Annotated in this window: 12 protein-coding genes; all 12 read left to right on the plus strand. The window is 54.5% G+C overall.

Going from position 1 to position 17,482, the window contains the following annotated elements; all coding sequences use genetic code 11:
• The first annotated feature begins 61 nt into the window (after positions 1 to 61).
• Positions 62 to 766, plus strand: coding sequence for an LOG family protein (locus tag EBA_RS24200; RefSeq protein ID WP_036273879.1), 705 nt, complete (start codon positions 62 to 64; stop codon positions 764 to 766).
• Between the two features lie 66 nt (positions 767 to 832).
• Entirely contained in the window at positions 833 to 1,819 is a 987-nt protein-coding gene (locus EBA_RS24205) for an AAA family ATPase (RefSeq protein WP_192377097.1), read from the plus strand.
• Complete coding sequence (locus EBA_RS24210; RefSeq protein WP_192377098.1) at positions 1,819 to 2,736, plus strand: DUF58 domain-containing protein; 918 nt, start codon at positions 1,819 to 1,821, stop codon at positions 2,734 to 2,736. Before EBA_RS24205 ends, EBA_RS24210 begins: the two co-directional genes overlap by 1 nt.
• Positions 2,737 to 2,754: 18 nt before the next feature.
• Positions 2,755 to 6,903, plus strand: a complete 4,149-nt coding sequence (locus tag EBA_RS24215) for an EAL domain-containing protein (RefSeq protein WP_192377099.1) — start codon at positions 2,755 to 2,757, stop codon at positions 6,901 to 6,903.
• 18 nt (positions 6,904 to 6,921) lie between these two features.
• The gene (locus tag EBA_RS24220; RefSeq protein WP_192377100.1) at positions 6,922 to 7,389 is read left to right on the plus strand and encodes a DUF4381 domain-containing protein; all 468 of its coding nucleotides are present in this window, start codon (positions 6,922 to 6,924) and stop codon (positions 7,387 to 7,389) included.
• Positions 7,386 to 8,372, plus strand: a complete 987-nt coding sequence (locus tag EBA_RS24225; RefSeq protein WP_192377101.1) for a vWA domain-containing protein — start codon at positions 7,386 to 7,388, stop codon at positions 8,370 to 8,372. Before EBA_RS24220 ends, EBA_RS24225 begins: the two co-directional genes overlap by 4 nt.
• A complete protein-coding gene (locus tag EBA_RS24230) occupies positions 8,369 to 10,153 on the plus strand; it encodes a vWA domain-containing protein (protein WP_192377102.1) in 1,785 nt (594 codons plus the stop codon). Before EBA_RS24225 ends, EBA_RS24230 begins: the two co-directional genes overlap by 4 nt.
• A 72-nt stretch (positions 10,154 to 10,225) precedes the next feature.
• A complete protein-coding gene (locus EBA_RS24235) occupies positions 10,226 to 11,524 on the plus strand; it encodes a hemolysin family protein (protein WP_192377103.1) in 1,299 nt (432 codons plus the stop codon).
• A gap of 136 nt (positions 11,525 to 11,660) precedes the next feature.
• Positions 11,661 to 12,797 carry an efflux RND transporter periplasmic adaptor subunit gene (locus EBA_RS24240; protein ID WP_225615786.1) on the plus strand — a complete coding sequence of 379 codons (1,137 nt, stop codon included), beginning with the start codon at positions 11,661 to 11,663 and terminating at the stop codon, positions 12,795 to 12,797.
• A gap of 3 nt (positions 12,798 to 12,800) precedes the next feature.
• Positions 12,801 to 15,926, plus strand: coding sequence for an efflux RND transporter permease subunit (locus EBA_RS24245; RefSeq protein ID WP_192372077.1), 3,126 nt, complete (start codon positions 12,801 to 12,803; stop codon positions 15,924 to 15,926).
• Positions 15,927 to 17,258: a BatD family protein gene (locus tag EBA_RS24250; RefSeq protein ID WP_225616425.1), complete on the plus strand. Its 1,332-nt coding sequence runs from the start codon at positions 15,927 to 15,929 to the stop codon at positions 17,256 to 17,258.
• A gap of 136 nt (positions 17,259 to 17,394) precedes the next feature.
• Positions 17,395 to 17,482: hypothetical protein (locus tag EBA_RS25045; protein WP_456085613.1), on the plus strand; the 88-nt coding region annotated here is incomplete at its 3' end.

The raw sequence follows: 17,482 nt of genomic DNA on the forward strand, positions 1-17,482 counted from the left end.
GTTTGGATTTGCCGTTTCATCTCAATGCATGGAGCACCGCGTGCTCATTAAGGAATAAATCATGAGTTGCATCAAAAACCGCCGTGCCGACGGCTCAACGTCGTCCAGTATCATCGACGACCTGAAAGGCGATCAATCTTGGCGGATTTTTCGCATCATTAGCGAATTTACCGAAGGTTTCGACGAACTATCCGGTTTGTGCGATGCGATTTCGATTTTCGGTTCCGCCCGCTTGCCACCCGAGCATTTTTATTATCAAAAAACCGTGGAATTGGCGGAAATGCTCAGTAAGGAAGGCTTTGCGGTCATCAGCGGCGGTGGCCCCGGTGTGATGGAAGCTGCCAACAAAGGCGCCATCCTGCACGATCAACCATCCATCGGCTTGAACATCGAATTGCCGATGGAGCAAACGCCCAATCCGTACCAAAATATTTCGCTGAATTTTCGCTACTTTTTCGTGCGCAAGGTGATGTTCGTGCGTTATTCCATCGGCTACGTGTGTATGCCCGGCGGTTTTGGTACGTTGGACGAGTTCTTCGAAGCGTTGACCTTGATGCAAACCCACAAAATCTATCCGATTCCGCTAGTATTGTTTGGCACCGATTTCTGGAGTGGGCTGATGGACTGGATGAAAGCCAAGATGATGGAATACGGCACTATTTCCGAGGAAGATCTTAAATTGATCACGGTCACCGACGATCCGCAACAAGTCGTCGACATCATGGTCGCCCATCGCGAATGGAAAGATCTGCAGCGCAAAAACTAAGCGCCGCGCAACTTTTCTGACTCAACTCGGTCACATGCCCGTTAAACATAAGGATTTTTTATACACATGACTGCGACAAGTCTTAGCCCTAGCCAAGCCGCCTTACAAAATCTCAAAACTCACATCAATACTCAGATCATCGGCCAGGAAGTCCTGGTGGAACGGATGTTGATTGCCCTGCTGGCCGATGGCCATCTGTTGGTGGAAGGTGCGCCCGGCCTGGCGAAAACCCGCGCCATCAACGTACTTAGTCAAGGCATAGAAGCCGACTTTCATCGGGTGCAATTTACCCCGGATTTGTTGCCGGCCGATTTGACCGGTACCGAAATTTACCGGCCGCAGCAAGGTAGTTTCGAGTTTCAGAAAGGTCCGCTGTTTCATAACTTAATCCTGGCCGACGAAATCAACCGCGCGCCGGCCAAGGTACAGGCCGCGTTGCTGGAAGCGATGGCGGAACGGCAGATCACGGTCGGCAAGGCCACTTATCCACTGTCGCCCTTATTCATGGTCATGGCCACGCAAAACCCCATCGAACAGGAAGGCACTTATCCGCTGCCGGAAGCGCAACTGGATCGATTTTTACTGCATGTAAAAATTGATTATCCCAATGCCGAACACGAGCAGGCCATCCTGCATCTGGCGCGCGCCGAGGCCAAGGGTGCTCTGCAAAACCAAGGCAGCGCATCGCCTAAAGTGAGCCAGCAAGCTTTATTCGCGGCGCGTGGCGAAGTGTTGGATTTATATTTGGCCGAAAGCTTGGAGCAATATTTGTTACAAATCGTCCTGGCTACTCGAAATCCGGGCGTTTACGGCCAGGACTTGGCCGGCTGGATTCAATACGGCGCCAGTCCGCGCGCCAGCATTGCGCTGGATCGTTGCGCCCGCGCTAAGGCCTGGTTACAACAGCGGGATTTCGTCGATCCCGGCGACATTCAGGACATGGCTTACGACGTGTTGCGCCACCGGCTGATTTTGTCTTACGAAGCGGAAGCGGAAGGCATTAGCAGCGATTATGTGATTAAAGAATTGATCGCCAGAATTGCCGTACCCTGATGAATAAGTCGCCAGCGACCGACAACCCACGGGTTACGGTCACTCTTAAAGCCTTGGTGGATCTGGTCAAGCCGGCCGGTATGCTTAGCCTGGGGCATGCCAATATCCGCGCCGCGCAAAGCGGTAACTATCTATCGCATCTGAAAGGGCGTGGCATGGCTTTCGACGAAACCCGTCTTTATCAAGCAGGCGACGATGTGCGACGCATCGATTGGCGCGTCACCGCCCGCACGGATAAACCCCATAGCAAAATTTTCAAGGAAGAACGGGAAAGGCCCATGTTCATCGCGGTGGATTACCGTGCGACCATGGCTTTTGCTACGCGCGGCGTGTTCAAGTCCGTGCAGGCTGCCCGTTTGGCCGGTTTGTTGGCGTGGGCGGCTTTGAAGCAAGGCGATCGCATCGGCGGGCAGATTTTCAGCGACGACGGTTGCCAGGAATTGAAACCGCAAACCGGCAAGCCGGCGCTGTTGCGGTTTTTTAACGCGTTGATCAATCCCGCATATAACGGCGCGGCGGTGGTCAATCTGGCGCAACCCTTGGCCAGGCTGCTGCATCATGCCCGTCCCGGTAGCCGGGTGTATATTCTCAGCGATTTTCGCGGCATGAATAGTGCGGCGGAAAATCATCTGGCCAATTTGGCTCGGCATTGCGACGTGGTGTTGGTGCATATTGCCGATCCGCTGGAGAGCAGTTTGCCAAATCAGGGCCGCTATCGATTTACCGACGGCTGGCGCGAGGTGCTGATCGATAGCGGCGACAAGCAGCGTCTGCAAGCCTATCGGCAGCGCTTTCAGGACAGGCAGCAGTATCTGCAAAAGCTTGGCAACAAACTGCGTCTGACCTTAATACCCTGCTCTACCCAGCAAGCGCCTTTGGAAGCATTGAACGGAACCCGCGCGCGCCCAGCGGCTTAACGCGTTCTCGACCAGGCCATGCAAATCCCCCATTTACCCAACGCAGTAGATTTATCTTTGCCGGAGCTCGAAGGCCGAAATATCGCACCTGTTAGACCTCTGGTATTGCTGATGTATATCGGCGTATTGACTCTGCTGATGCTTGCCGGCGGCTGGATGGGCGTAAAAATGATCATTCCGCCCGGCTATGCCAGTCCATTGTGGCCGGCGGCCGGGATCGCGCTGGCCGCCTTGTTTATCGGTGGGCGCTACCTATGGCTGGGAGTTTGGCTAGGCGCGGCGCTGAGTAATTTCCTGGCGGCTATCGATTTTTCCGGCCAATTGACCACAGAGACCGTCATATCCTGTTTCGTGATCGGCGCCGGCAGTACTTTACAAGCATTGGCCGCCACGGCTTTGGTCAGAGCGTACATAGAGCCGGGGTTGCCGAAGCTGGATAGCCCAGGGACTATTCTTAAGTTTTTTGTTTTGGTTGGGCCGGTGGCGTGTTTGATAGCGCCCAGTATCGGCATTGTCATGCTGTATTCATTGGATTTGATGAGCTCGTCCGAGCTATGGTGGTCCTGGCGCAACTGGTGGGTTGGCGATAGTTTGGGCGTGATAATTGTTACCCCGCTGTTGTTTTGTTATTTCGGCCGGCCCCATGCGCTTTGGCAGGCACGGCGCTTAAGCGTAGCTTTGCCCTTGTTGGGTACATTGCTGGCATTGGTGCTGGTATTTTTGCAAGTATTTCAAGCCGAACGTGCGCGAATTCAGCAGGTTTTCGATAGCCGGGCGAGCGAAATAGAGCGTCTTTTGGTGGAATATAAAGTTGATGTGATCGACAGTACGCTGGCTTTAAGAGATGTATTTTTGGCGTCCAACGATGTGAGTAGAGCCGAATTTACCGTATTTTCGCAGGGCATTCTGCAACGCCATCCGGAAATTCAAGCCCTGGAATGGCTGCCCCGTATCGTTCAAGCCGATTTGCCAGCCTTCGAACAAGCGATACGTGCCGAGGGATTTTCTAATTTCCAGGTAACAGAGCGTGATGGCTCGGGCCAACTGGTCAAGGCGACGGCCAGAACGGAATATTTTCCGATTATGTTTGTGGAGCCGATGGCTGGCAACGAAAAAGCTTTCGGCTTCGACTCCATATCAAATCCGCTTAGCCGCGAAGCAAAAAATCTTGCCCGTGCCAGCGGCAAACCCAGCGCTTCGCAAAAACTGATATTGATGCAGCGCGGCGATGTCGATCCCGGAATTTTGGTTTCCATTCCGGTTAGCCGGCACAGCGCTGCCGGAGATGCACTGGATATAGCCGGATTTGTTTCGGCCATCATTTTGCCAACCAGAATGGTGGAGATTGTTACCAAGGGCTTGAATCTCGACGCACTAGGTATCGGCATCGACGACCTCAGCGCGCCGATCGGGCAAACGGGTTTGTTTGCAAAACCGGTGCGCAACCCGGTACCGCTCAATTACCCATTACGGAAATGGCAACATAGTTTTCCATTCGTAGATCGCAACTGGCAAATCACCATCACACCCGATAGTCTGTTTATCAACGAACAAGGTTCATCGCTACCCTTGATTACGCTAATCGGCGGCCTTTGTTTTACCAGCCTGTTGAGTATTTTACTGTTAATCATTAGTGGTAGAACCGCCTCCGTACAAGCCTTGGTGGAAGAGCGCACACAAGCGCTGGCCGATGCCGTTGCGGAGTTGCAAGTCTCGGCAAATATCGCCAGGGAGTCGGAATTAAAACTTCGCACTATCGTCGACTCGGAGCCGGAATGCGTGAAACTGCTGGCGCGAGACGGCAGTTTGTTGCAAATGAATCGGGCCGGTCTGGATATGATAGAAGCCGATACCCTGGAGCAAGCGCAGCAAGGAAGCATGGAAAATTTGGTGCAGCCTAAGTATCGCGAGGCTTTCAACAGATTGAACCGGCGAGTATTTTCCGGCGCATCCGGAACCCTGGAGTTTGAGCTCGTCGGCCTGAAGGGCCGGCAACTTTGGCTGGACACCCATGCCGTACCCATGCGCGATGCCGAAGGCAATATCACCGCCTTACTGGGTTTAACCCGCGACATTACTGAACGCAAGCAAGCCGAAGAGCATTTAAAGCTGGCCGCTCGCGTGTTCAGCGAAGCGCACGAAGGCATTTTGATCACCGACGCAACCGCTACCATCATCGATGTCAATCCCACTTTTTGCGAGATTACCGGCTATAGCCGCAAAGAAGTCATTGGACGAAATCCCAGCATGTTGCAATCCGGTAAATACGCTCAGGATTTTTACCGGGATATGTGGCAAGCCTTGCGCGAAGCGCAGCATTGGCAGGGTGAATTGTGGAACCGGAAAAAAAATGGCGAGCTTTACGCGGAATGGCTGACGGTTTCCGCACTCTGCGATGGCTATGGTAACGTCACCCACTACATCGGGCTATTCTCCGATGTCACGCAAGCCAAGCAACAGCAACAACTGCTTGAATTGCTTGCCCATTACGACCCGCTTACCCGCTTGCCGAATCGGATTTTATTCGCAGATCGCCTGAATCAGGCTATCGCCCACAGCAAGCGGGAAAAATCGCTGTTGGCGATTTGCTTTCTCGACCTGGACGGTTTCAAACCGGTCAACGATCAATTCGGCCACGATGTCGGCGACCGAGTGCTGGTTGAAGTAGCTGAACGCATCAAAAACGCAATTCGCGCGGAAGACAGCGTTTCCCGGCACGGTGGCGACGAGTTCGCGCTATTGCTGGGCGATGTAGAGTCGATTGAACAATGCGAGCAAGCCATCATGCGTATTCATCAAGCGATTGCCCAGCCATATCTGATCGGCGATCAGCCGATTTCGGTCGGAGCCAGTAGCGGCTTTACCGTATATCCTCCGGATAACGCCGACGCCGACGCGTTATTACGGCATGCCGACTATGCGATGTATCAGGCCAAATTGGCTGGCAAAAACCGTTGTCAGCGGTTCGATGCCAACCGTGACCAGCAGATCATGCATCGCCATCAGCAGTTGCGCGACATCGAAGCAGCGTTTTTAAACAACGAGTTTTGCATGTACTACCAGCCCAAAGTCGACATCAAAACCGGCCGGGTCAAAGGCGTGGAAGCCTTGATTCGTTGGCAACATCCGCAGCGCGGCATGGTGCCGCCGCTGGAGTTTCTGCCGGTAATCGCCTCCACCGATCTGGAGATCCGCATCGGCAATTGGGTGATCGCCCAAGCCTGCGAGCAACTGGCGGGCTGGCATGCGCGGGGCCTGCTGCTGGAGGTAAGTGTCAATATCTCCTCCTATCATCTGCTGTGGTCCGGCATTGGTGCTTATATCGAATCCACGCTGCAAAGCCATCCGGAAATAGATGCAAGCTATCTGCAATTGGAAATTCTGGAAAGTACCGCATTGGACGACCTATCGGCGGTAAATCGCATTATCAAAAGTTGCCGGCAACAGCTGGGTATCAGCGTGGCATTGGATGATTTCGGCACCGGTTATTCGTCCTTGACCCATTTGCGGCATTTGTCGGTGGATACCGTGAAAATCGACCAGACCTTTGTCCGCGATATGCTCGACGACCCGGACGACTATGCCATCATCGAAAGCGTGATCGACTTGAGTAAAGCCTTCAACCGGGAAGTCGTGGCGGAAGGCGTGGAAAGTCAGGAACAAGGTATCGTACTGCTGTTGCTGGGCTGCCGTGTGCTGCAAGGCTATGCGATTGCCCGGCCCATGCCGGCCGCGGCGATTGGCGACTGGGTGATTGCTTACCAACCTTTCAGCGACTGGCAGTTTTATGCGGATGCCGAACTGTCGGCGAAACAAATCGCGATAGCGATTCGCCGTTTCGACACGCGGCAGTGGTTGCAGCGGGTGCAAGCCTGTTTATTTGCCGAGCCGCGCGATGCTGTGAAAAGCTGGCCGATCATGGAACAACGCCGCACCCATCTGGGACGCTGGTTAAAGCGGGCGCAACAAGACAGACAGTATGGCCAGGATTGGCTGGAACGCATCGAACAATTGCAGCGGCAACTGCACGTGCTGGCCGAGAGTCTGCTAAAGCGTTATGAGGCAGGCCAACGCGAAGCCGCGCAGGCTGGATTTAACGATCTGCGGGCTATTCAGCAGCAAATCGACGACCTGCTGGTTTTGTACACCCCACTCCCCGACTTGTAAGCGTTGTAGATATTCAACATGGAATCATTGCCTTTAAAAGACATTCATTTGCCCCCCTCTGTGACTTTTTGGCCGCCGGCGCCGGGCTGGTGGTTGCTAGCGGTATTGCTGCCGCTGTTAATTTTTTTGTGCCGGTATTTTTATAAACGCTTCCGCCGGCAAACGGCGGTCAAAACCGCCGGCAAATTGTTATCCGCCATTCGCCGGGATTGCGGGGCCGATGCCAGACAGACCTTGGTAGCGTTGTCTGCGTTGTTGCGGCGTGTAGCTATTAGTACTGCGCCGCGCAGCGATGCGGCCAGCTTGCGTGGCGAAGCTTGGTTGGCGTACCTGGACCAAGCTTTACCGGACGCGCCGTTTAGTCAAGGCTCCGGCCGCTGTCTGGCTGACGGCCATTATCGGCAAACGCCGCAGGCCGACGCCGAGCTGGAGGCATTGTTCGAGTTGTGCGAACGTTGGTTGAAACAACAGGCGAAAAAACGATGATCGAATTGCTCTGGCCCTGGTTGTTATGCTTGTTGCCACTACCGCTGTTGTTGCGTTGGCTGTTGCCGGCGCGTGCCGTGGCCCAGCAGGCGGCATTGAAAGTACCTTTTCTGGACGATTTTGGTCCCAACGAAACTCGGGTGGTCAGCAGCGAACGACGCTGGCCCTTGTGGCTGGCGGCCTTGGCTTGGTTGTGTTTGCTGGTGGCCGCCGCGCGTCCGCAGTGGTTGGGCGAGCCTATCGAGCAAGCGGTCAGCGGCCGCGACTTGATGCTGGCGGTGGATGTATCCGGCAGTATGCAGGAAGAAGATTTCATCCTCGGCAAGCAGCGGGTGGATCGATTAACCGCGATTAAACAAGTGGCCGGTGATTTTATTCAACGCCGGGTCGGCGACCGCCTGGGTTTAATCTTGTTCGGTACCCAAGCTTATTTGCACGTGCCGTTAACCTTTGATCGTAAGACGGTGCAAACCTTGTTGCACGAAGCGTTTATCGGTATTACCGAGGATGATCCGAAAACCTCGATTGGCGATGCGATCGGTTTGGCGATTAAACGTTTGCAAGATCAAAAAGATGCCAGTCGGGTGCTGATTCTACTAACCGACGGCGCGAATACCGCCGGCGAATTAACGCCGTTAAAAGCCGCCGAACTCGCTGCCGACCATCACCTGAAAATTTACACGATAGGCATAGGCGCTGACGAAGTGTTGGTCCGTAGTCTGTTCGGCACCCGCCGGGTCAACCCCTCCGCCGATCTCGACGAAAAGACTCTGACGGCTATTGCCGACGCTACCGGCGGCCACTATTTCCGGGCCCGCAATACCGAAGAGCTGGAAAAAATCTATAGAATGCTGGATCAGCTGGAGCCGGTCGAAAAAGACAAACAATATTTCCGGCCGCGCAGTGAGTTGTTCTATTGGCCGCTGGGTTTGGCTTTGTTATTGACGGGATGGTTAACACTGGCCCGATTGAGGTGGTCATGAATTTTGCCGATTTTCATTTCCTGCGGCCCTGGTGCTTACTGGCATTACTGCCGGCCGTGCTGTTTTTGATCTTGTTGGTGCGGCATCGGCAAGGACGCGGCAACTGGAGCGAGGTGTGCGATGCCGAGTTGCTGCCCTTTATTTTGCAAGACAAACCGCTGCAAGCATCGCGCGGCCCTTTGTTTGGCGCCGGCTTTGCCGCATTGCTGACCATCATCGCTCTGGCCGGCCCGACCTGGCAACGCTTGCCCGGCCCGGCCGTCAGAAACGATGCTGCGCTGGTGATTGCGCTGGATTTATCCAAATCCATGGATGCCGCCGACATCAAACCCAGCCGTATCGGTAAGGCCCGTTACAAAATCGCCGATTTACTGAAGCAGCGCAAGGACGGTCAGACCGCACTGCTGGTTTACGGCGGCGATGCCTTTACCGTCACACCGTTGACCAACGATACCGCTACCATCGATAGCCAGCTAAGCGCTCTGACTACCGACATTATGCCCAGCCCCGGCAGCAATACCGGTGTGGCACTGAATGCGGCGGCGGCCTTGCTGCGCCAGGCCGGCTTGGTCAAAGGGCATATTTTGCTGGTAACCGACGGCGCCGATGCCGACGTGGCTGAGCAGGCCGAACATTGGCTGGGCGATTACCGGCTCTCGGTATTAGCTATGGGCACGCCGGAAGGGGCACCTATCCAGCTGCAAGGCGCAGGTTTTTTGAAGGATAGCAATGGCTCTATCGTGGTCGCCAAGCTGAACGAAGCGGCGTTGAGCACGCTGGCCCAGCATGGCCGTGGCATTTATCAGCCTGTGACGGCAAACGATGCGGATGTGGATAATTTGGGGCGTTTGTTCAATAGCGCCGAAACCGGTAACGAAAATTTGGATGGCAATTTGTTGCTGCAACAATGGGATGAAAAGGGCCCCTGGCTGTTATTGCTGGTGTTACCGTGGGCGGCTTTGCAATTTAGAAAAGGTTTGTTATTGGCATTGCTGTGTTTATTGCCATTGCCGAAGAATAGCTACGCGCTGGATTGGCAAAGCCTGTGGCGAACGCCAGATCAACGTGCCCAGCAGGCTTTCGATAGCCAGCAATATCAACAAGCCGCAGAACAGTTCGACAATCCGAACTGGCGCGCCGCCGCTCAATACAAGGCTGGTAATTTCCAAGAAGCCGCCGAAACCTTGAAAAACAGCCAAACTGCGGAAGGCCATTACAATCGCGGCAATGCGCTGGCCCAGGCCGGCCAATTGCAAGAAGCCGTGCAAGCTTATCAGCAGGCCTTGCAACTCGATCCCGGCCATCAGGATGCAAAATTCAATAAGGAACTTGTCGAGAACAAGCTGAAAGAACAGGAACAAAAACCGCAGGACAATAATCAACAAAACCAGCAAGACAAAGACCAGCAGCAGTCGGCCGATCAACAGCAAAAACAGCAAAAGCAGGATGGGGAATCGGGTCAAACCGATAAAGATTCGCAACAGGAACAAAAACCACAAGACAAACAACCCTCCGAAGTAAAGCAGGACGCTGAACAGAACAAAGCGGCAGAAGATAAGCAGCAGTCCGAAGCCGAGGCCAAACAACCAGCGCAGCCGGCCAAGCAAGAACCTACCGAGACCGAAAAAGCCGCACAAGCTACGGAAAAAGACGAAACCCAGCGCGCTAACGAGCAATTATTGAAGCGCATACCCGACGAGCCGACCGGCTTATTAAAGCGAAAATTCAAATATCAATACGGTCAGCGCAATCGAGCAAACCAGTCCGGACCGGCGTGGTAAATCCGCAGGCCGATCACCAGGGGCGAGGTACCGCAAGCTCAATACTCTTTTAAATTTCGAGGCGATGAGACCATGGATATTGGCCTGATACTGATTTTGATCCTGATCAACGGCGTGTTTGCGATGTCGGAAATGTCGCTAGTGTCTTCCGGCCTGGCTCGCTTGCAGAAACTGGCCGGCGAAAAACGTCCGGGTGCGCGTACCGCGTTGAAGCTGCACAAAGATCCATCGCGATTTTTATCCACCGTGCAAGTCGGCATTACCTCGGTCGGTATTCTCAGCGGCGCCTTGGGCGAAGAGGCTTTGACCGAGCCGCTGTATCGTCAACTATTAAATTTTCCCCTGTTGGTGCCCTATGCTCAGAGCATTGCCCTGATTGCGACGGTATTTCTGCTTACCTATTGTTCGGTCGTGGTCGGCGAACTGGTACCCAAGCGTCTGGCCTTGCTGCATCCGGAACGTATCGCGATCATCATCGCCCAACCTATGCATACGCTATCGAGGATCGCCAGTCCCTTGGTCTGGCTGCTGTCATCCTCCAGCACCTTGATACTGCGGATTTTCGGCGCACATCGGCCGCCGCAGACCAGTATCACCAACGAAGAAATCAAATTACTGATGGAAATCGGTGCGGAATCCGGGGTGTTTCATGCCAGCGAAAGCCATTTGGTCGGCAACATCTTGCAACTGGACGAACAAATGCTTGGCGCAGCCATGACGCCGAGACAGCAAATATATGCCATTGATTTGAGCGATACCGAGGCGGCGGTGCGCGAGAAAATTGCTGACTGTCCGTATACCCGAGCGGTGATCTACCGGGACAGCCTGGAAAATGTGGTAGGAATCTTGCTTCGCAGTGATCTGCTGAAGCTGGCGATGGCCGGCGCAGCCTTGGATATAGCGCCTATCTTGCACGCGCCGCTGTATGTGCCGGAATCGATGACACTGAGCCAGTTGCTGGGATTCTTTCAGGAAAAGCGGACCGATCTGGCATTGGTTGTCAACGAATACGGCGATATCGAAGGCTTGGTGACGCTCAGCGATGTGTTGAAAGCTATCGTCGGTCACCTGCCCAGTCGCACCAATCTGGACATTGACGTGGTGCAACGCGCCGACGGTTCGTGGTTAGTGGATGGCGGTTTATCGATACAGCGCTTGAAAACGGTAGTCGGCATGGACGGCAATTTGCCTGGCGAGGCCGACAGCACCTATCACACGGTCGGCGGTTTCATCCTGTTCTACCTGGAAAAAATTCCCCAAGTAACGGATAACTTCGAATTTCGGCAATGGCGTTTCGAGATCGTCGATATTGACGGCACCCGCATCGACAAGGTGTTGGTTAGCCAAAAACTGCCCGAGTCTACAGTTTAGCGTTTCGCCAAGGGGCGCTTGTCGACCTAAAGCGCAATAGGCAACACCCAAACTGGCCGATAAGCTTGCCTGCATTGGGCAGCGTCGGCCCTTAATTAATTGTTTGAAAAACATAAGTTTGCTTAAAGGAAATACCATGAAAGCCAAGCTCCAGACTCCATTTCGCGTCAGCTTGTTTATGGCTGCGCTGTTTTTGCTGAGTTTTACCTTGCCTGCGGTCGGCGCGGACCATAAGCCGGTATTGGAAGCCTCGCCCGCCTTGTTGAAGTTGTTGAGCATTGCCGAGATCAAGCCCGGCGAAGTTGCTGAATCCTTGAATCTGTCGGCCCGAGTGGAGCTGGACCAGGCACGGGTGGCCCGAATCGGAGCATCGGTTACTGGACGGATTACCGAAATTAACGCGATGCTCGGTCAGGCTGTGAAAAAGGGTGAACGCCTGGCGCTATTGAATAGCACTGAGTTGGGTAAAGCCCAGTCGGATTATTTAAAAGCGGCGTCGCAAGTCAATTTACGCCGGATTACTGTCAAACGCGCCGAGCGCTTGCTGGAAAGCGGCGTGATTGCAGAGGCCGAATTTCAGGAGCGGCAGGGCGTGTTGACCGAGGCGGATGTGGATTTGCGCGCCGCTAGCGATCAACTGCGGGTGATGGGCATGAGCGAAGCCGATTTGCAGCGCCTGGACAAACAACGCAGCATTCATTCGTTCTCGCCGGTTACCGCCAGCATTGACGGCGTAGTGATCGAACGTAACGTCGCCATAGGCCAGGTGGTGCAGCCGGCGGACGCCTTGTATACGGTCGCGGATTTGTCGCAGCTGTGGCTGGTCGCGGAAATTCCCGAACAACAAGCGCATTGGGCGCGGCAAGGCGACCAAGCCCTAGCCGAGGTACCGGCGCTGCCCGGGCAGGAAGTTAGCGGCAAGCTAATTTATGTTGCCGATATGGTGGATTCCGACACTCGTACGGTGACAGTGCGCATGGCCCTGTCCAATCCGCAGCGTCTGTTCAAGCCGCAAATGCTGGCCACCTTGAAAATCAGCAAGCCCGGCTCGCAAACATTGATCGTGCCCAGTCAGGCAGTGGTCAGGGAAAACGATCGGGATTTCGTGTTTGTACAAACCGCTGCCGCGCGCTTTGAATTGCGCCCGGTACGTTTGGGCCGCGAAGAAGCTCAGAAAAGGCCTTTGCTGGAGGGCTTGAAAGCCGGAGAAAAGATCGTGATCGGCGGCGCCTTCCATCTGAATAACGAGCGTCTGCGCGGTACTTTGGAGTAATTGATGATTAATGGATTGATAGAAACGGCATTAAAGCAACGTATCCTGGTGGCGGTGCTGGCAGTGGCGGTCACTCTATTCGGCGTACGCGCCGTACAGCAGTTGTCGGTCGATGCGTTTCCGGATGTCACCAATATCCAGGTACAAATCGCCACAGAAGCCACCGGCCGTTCGCCCGACGAAGTCGAACGTCTGGTTACCGTACCGCTGGAAATAGCCATGGCGGGTCTGCCCGGTCTGGAAGAAATGCGCTCTTTGAACAAAAACGGCCTGTCGTTGATTACCTTGATTTTCACCGACAGCACCGAAGTATATTTTGCCCGGCAATTGGTGATGGAGCGGCTTATCGAAGTTAAGCAGCAGATGCCGGAGGGCATTAATCCAGTGCTGGGGCCGGTTTCCACCGGTTTGGGCGAGGTCTATCAATATACTTTGGAACGCGACGACGACGGCCAGCGGGCCTTGACCCAGGAAGAATTGCAACAGCGCCGCGAAGAGCAGGACTGGGTGGTGCGGCCGTTACTGCGCGGGATTCCCGGCGTGGCAGAAATCAATTCTCAGGGCGGTTACGTCAAGCAATATCAAGTGTTAGTCGACCCTAACCGCCTGCACCATTACCGGATTTCCTTGCATGAGGTATTTGAGGCGCTGTCCCGCAACAATGCGAATAGCGGTGGCGGCGTGTTACCGCATTATGCTGAGCAATATCTGATTCGCGGCGTCGGTTTGATCAACGAAGTAAACGACATTGGCACTATCGTTTTGAAAGAAGAAAACAGCGTGCCGGTGCATATGCACGATGTCGCCGAAATCAAGATCGGCCACGAAGTGCGAGTTGGCGCGGTCCTCAAGGACGGTTATACCGAAGCGGTCGGCGGCGTAGTAATGATGCTGCGTGGCGGCAATGCCAAGGAAGTGGTCAGTCGCATCAAGGAACGCGTCGCGGAAATCAACGCCAAGGGCATGCTGCCCAACGATCTGAAAATCGTTTCCTATTATGATCGTAGCGATTTGGTCGATGCAGCTTTGCATACCGTCACCAAAGTGCTGCTGGAGGGCATGGTATTGGTGGTGATTGTATTATTTTTGTTTTTGGGCGATGTGCGCTCCAGTTTAATCGTGGTCAGCACCTTGATCGTCACGCCCTTGGTCACGTTTATTGCGATGAATCAGCTCGGTCTTTCTGCCAATTTGATGTCGCTGGGCGGCTTGGCGATTGCCATCGGCTTAATGGTCGACGGTTCGGTGGTGGTGGTGGAAAACGCTTTTCGTTTACTGGGCGAACGCAAGGGCGGCGCAACCAGTCGGGTAAAAGTGGTGATGACCGCCGCACAGGAAGTGGCGACGCCGGTGTTGTTCGGTGTTGGTATCATCGTGCTGGTGTTTTTGCCGCTGATGACATTGCAAGGCATGGAAGGCAAGATGTTCGCCCCGCTGGCCTATACGATCGCTATTGCTTTGCTGATTTCGCTGGTGGTGTCACTGACTTTGTCGCCGGTGCTGTGTGCTTTTTTACTGGAGGGTCATGACGGTGAACACGATACCCGGCTGATTGCCTTTATCAAACGCCATTATCTGCGCTTGCTGGATTGGGCGATGGCCAATCGGCTGAAAGTGGTGGGCGGTGGGGTCGGCGTGTTTGTCGCGACCCTGGCCTTACTGCCTTTGCTTGGCACATCGTTCATTCCGGAAATGAAGGAAGGTTCCATCGTGCCGGGCATTAACCGGATGCCGAATATTTCCCTTGAAGAAAGCATCAATGTGGAAATGCAGGCGATGAAAATGGTGATGGAAATTCCCGGCGTGAAAACCGTGGTCAGCGGCGTGGGGCGCGGCGAAAGCCCGGCTGATCCGCAAGCGCAAAACGAATCCACGCCTATCGTCACATTGAAGCCGCGTGCGGAATGGCCGAAAGGCTGGAATCAGGATGACATTGCCGACGCGATGAGCGCGAAGCTTACTGAAAACTTGCCAGGCATGCAGGTGGTGATGGCGCAGCCGATTTCCGACCGAGTAGACGAAATGGTGACCGGCGTGCGCTCCGATGTGGCGGTGAAAGTGTTTGGCGATGACTTGGCCGAATTGAAACGGTTGGCGGACACGATTGCCGGCGTCGCCAACGACGTGAACGGCGCCCGCGATATTCGGGTCGAACGCCTGACCGGTCAGCAATATTTGAATATCACAGTGGATAGACAAGCCATCGCCCGCCACGGTTTGAATGCATCGGACATTCACGATGTCATAGAAACCGCGATAGCCGGCAAGGTGGCTACCGAGATTTATCAGGGCGAGCGGCGTTTTTCGGCGGCGGTGCGCCTACCCGAACAATTTCGGAATAATATAGGCGCTATCGATGCATTGATGCTGACATCCGCGAACGGCGCTCGGGTGCCGCTGGGTGATGTCACCAAGATTACCTTAAACGACGGTCCGGCCCTGATCAGCCGGGAGATGGGCAAGCGCCGCATCGTGGTGGGTATCAACGTCCGCGACCGGGATTTAGGCGGTTTCGTTGCCGAGTTGCAAAAAGCTGTGGCCGACAAAGTGCAATTGCCGGAAGGCTATTATCTGCAATGGGGCGGCCAATTTCAGAATATGGAGCGGGCCTTGGGTCATTTGCAGATGATTATTCCGGTCACTATTGCGGCGATTTTCTTTTTGCTATTTATGTTGTTTAAATCGCTACGCTTCGCCGCCTTGATTATTCTGGTGCTGCCGTTTGCGTCGATTGGCGGCATCATCACGCTGTTTCTCAGCGGCGAGTACCTGTCGGTACCGGCTTCGGTGGGATTTATCGCCTTGTGGGGCATAGCGGTGCTGAATGGCGTGGTGTTGGTATCGTATATCCGCTCGCAGCGCGAAAGCGGCCTGAGCCTGGAGTATGCAATACGCCGCGGTTGCGAACAGCGTTTTCGGCCGGTGATGATGACCGCTACGGTGGCTTTGCTGGGTTTGGTGCCGTTTTTATTCGCCATCGGCCCCGGCTCGGAAGTGCAAAAGCCCTTGGCTATTGTGGTAATCGGCGGTCTGATCAGCTCGACGTTGCTGACGCTGGTAGTATTGCCAGTGTTATACGGCTGGTTCGATGATCGCCGTGATGTACATAAACCTTTTTCGATGAAGTAAATGATCAATTTTATGCATAGACATTATTGCGCGCGGATTCTGTTCGGTCTGTTAATGCTGTTGACTACAGCGATACAGGCGGCGGAGATTCAAGTAGCGGTTGATCGTAATCCGGTCAGCCTGAACGAATCGTTTCAGCTTACCTTCACCGCCAGCGACGAGCCAGACGGCAACCCGGATTTCACGCCCTTACAGGACAATTTTCAAATCATCAGTCAACAACGCAGCAGTAACTCGTCCTGGGTCAACGGCCAGAGCAGCCGCAAGGAACAGTGGATCGTTAGGGCAATGGCCAAACAAGCCGGCGATCTGTTGATTCCGCCGATTGCTTTCGGTGCCGATAGCAGCAAGCCTTTGAAGTTGGTGGTTAGCGAAAATACCGCTGCGCCGCAAGGCAATGACGAGATATTTCTGGAAGTAACCGCTACGCCCGAACAACCCTATGTGCAGTCGCAGGTGTTGTACACGCTGAAGTTGTTCCGCAAGGTACAGATTACCCAAGCCAGCCTGAGCGAACCGGAGATCAAGGATGCGCTAGTCGAAAAGCTGGGTGACGACAGTACCTATGCCACCCAAGTCAAGGGCGTGGATTATTGGGTGACCGAACGCAAATATGCGATTTTTCCGCAGCAAAGCGGCGTATTTACCATTGCACCGTTGATTCTGAATGCCGAATACTTGAGCAATCAACGCCAACCGCGTTTTAACGGCTTCTTCAATCGGCCGGATACGGAAACCCGGCGGGTGGCCTCCAAAGCAATTACCTTAAACGTGCAAGCAGTGCCGGCTAGCTTTAAAAGCCCGAATTGGTTGAGCGCGGAATCTTTAACGCTTAGTGAAACCTGGTCCGACGCCGGCTTGCAAACCAAAGTCGGCGAGCCGTTGACCCGCACGCTCACCCTAAGCGCGAAAGGCGCCACGGTGGGGCAACTGCCGGAGCTGCTCGGCAAAACCGCAATCGACGGCATCAAAACTTATCCCGACCAACCGTTGCTGAAGGAAGATAAGCAAAGCGACGGACTGACTGCGCGGCGCGAGGAAAAAATTGCGTTCATCCCTTCCAAGCCCGGCGAATACACCTTGCCGGCGTTGGACATTGTTTGGTTCAACACCAAAACCCAGAAAATGGAAACTGGGCACCTGCCTAGTGTCAAGCTGAAGGCCCTGGCCAGTGCCGAAGATACGCAAACCTCTGCGCAGCCCGCTGCGGCCGATGTGCAGCCGGAGCAGCCAAATAGCCAAATAGCCGCATCGCCGATTACCGTTACCAGCAGCGGCGACACCCTCTTTTGGCAGGGGTGTCGGCGACCTTGGCGCTGGGCTGGTTGCTGACTATTGTCGTGTTTTATCGCCGCCCGTCTGCCAAAGGTACAACCGCCAAGCTCGCTGAGGTTTTGCCGGAAACCGCCATAGAAAAGACCCTGAAACGCGCTTGCTGGGAAACAACCCGCAGGCCGCCAAGCAGGCCTTGCTGAAGTGGGGTAAGGCCGAGTTCGGCGCGGTGAGTTTGGGCGCGATTGCGGCTCATTGCTCTGCGGCGCTCCGCGAAGAGATTT

Origin of the sequence: Methylomonas albis (genome assembly GCF_014850955.1) — a bacterium.
Classification (GTDB): Bacteria; Pseudomonadota; Gammaproteobacteria; order Methylococcales; family Methylomonadaceae; genus Methylomonas; species Methylomonas albis.

Bases quoted from the DNA above. Each gene is read 5' to 3' on its own strand.
- EBA_RS24220 (WP_192377100.1), top strand. From the start codon at position 6,922: ATGGAATCATTGCCTTTAAAAGACATTCATTTGCCCCCCTCTGTGACT.
- EBA_RS24240 (WP_225615786.1), top strand. From the start codon at position 11,661: ATGAAAGCCAAGCTCCAGACTCCATTTCGCGTCAGCTTGTTTATGGCT.
- EBA_RS24210 (WP_192377098.1), top strand. From the start codon at position 1,819: ATGAATAAGTCGCCAGCGACCGACAACCCACGGGTTACGGTCACTCTT.
- EBA_RS24200 (WP_036273879.1), top strand. From the start codon at position 62: ATGAGTTGCATCAAAAACCGCCGTGCCGACGGCTCAACGTCGTCCAGT.
- EBA_RS24245 (WP_192372077.1), top strand. From the start codon at position 12,801: ATGATTAATGGATTGATAGAAACGGCATTAAAGCAACGTATCCTGGTG.
- EBA_RS24205 (WP_192377097.1), top strand. From the start codon at position 833: ATGACTGCGACAAGTCTTAGCCCTAGCCAAGCCGCCTTACAAAATCTC.
- EBA_RS24215 (WP_192377099.1), top strand. From the start codon at position 2,755: ATGCAAATCCCCCATTTACCCAACGCAGTAGATTTATCTTTGCCGGAG.
- EBA_RS24230 (WP_192377102.1), top strand. From the start codon at position 8,369: ATGAATTTTGCCGATTTTCATTTCCTGCGGCCCTGGTGCTTACTGGCA.
- EBA_RS24250 (WP_225616425.1), top strand. From the start codon at position 15,927: ATGATCAATTTTATGCATAGACATTATTGCGCGCGGATTCTGTTCGGT.
- EBA_RS24235 (WP_192377103.1), top strand. From the start codon at position 10,226: ATGGATATTGGCCTGATACTGATTTTGATCCTGATCAACGGCGTGTTT.
- EBA_RS24225 (WP_192377101.1), top strand. From the start codon at position 7,386: ATGATCGAATTGCTCTGGCCCTGGTTGTTATGCTTGTTGCCACTACCG.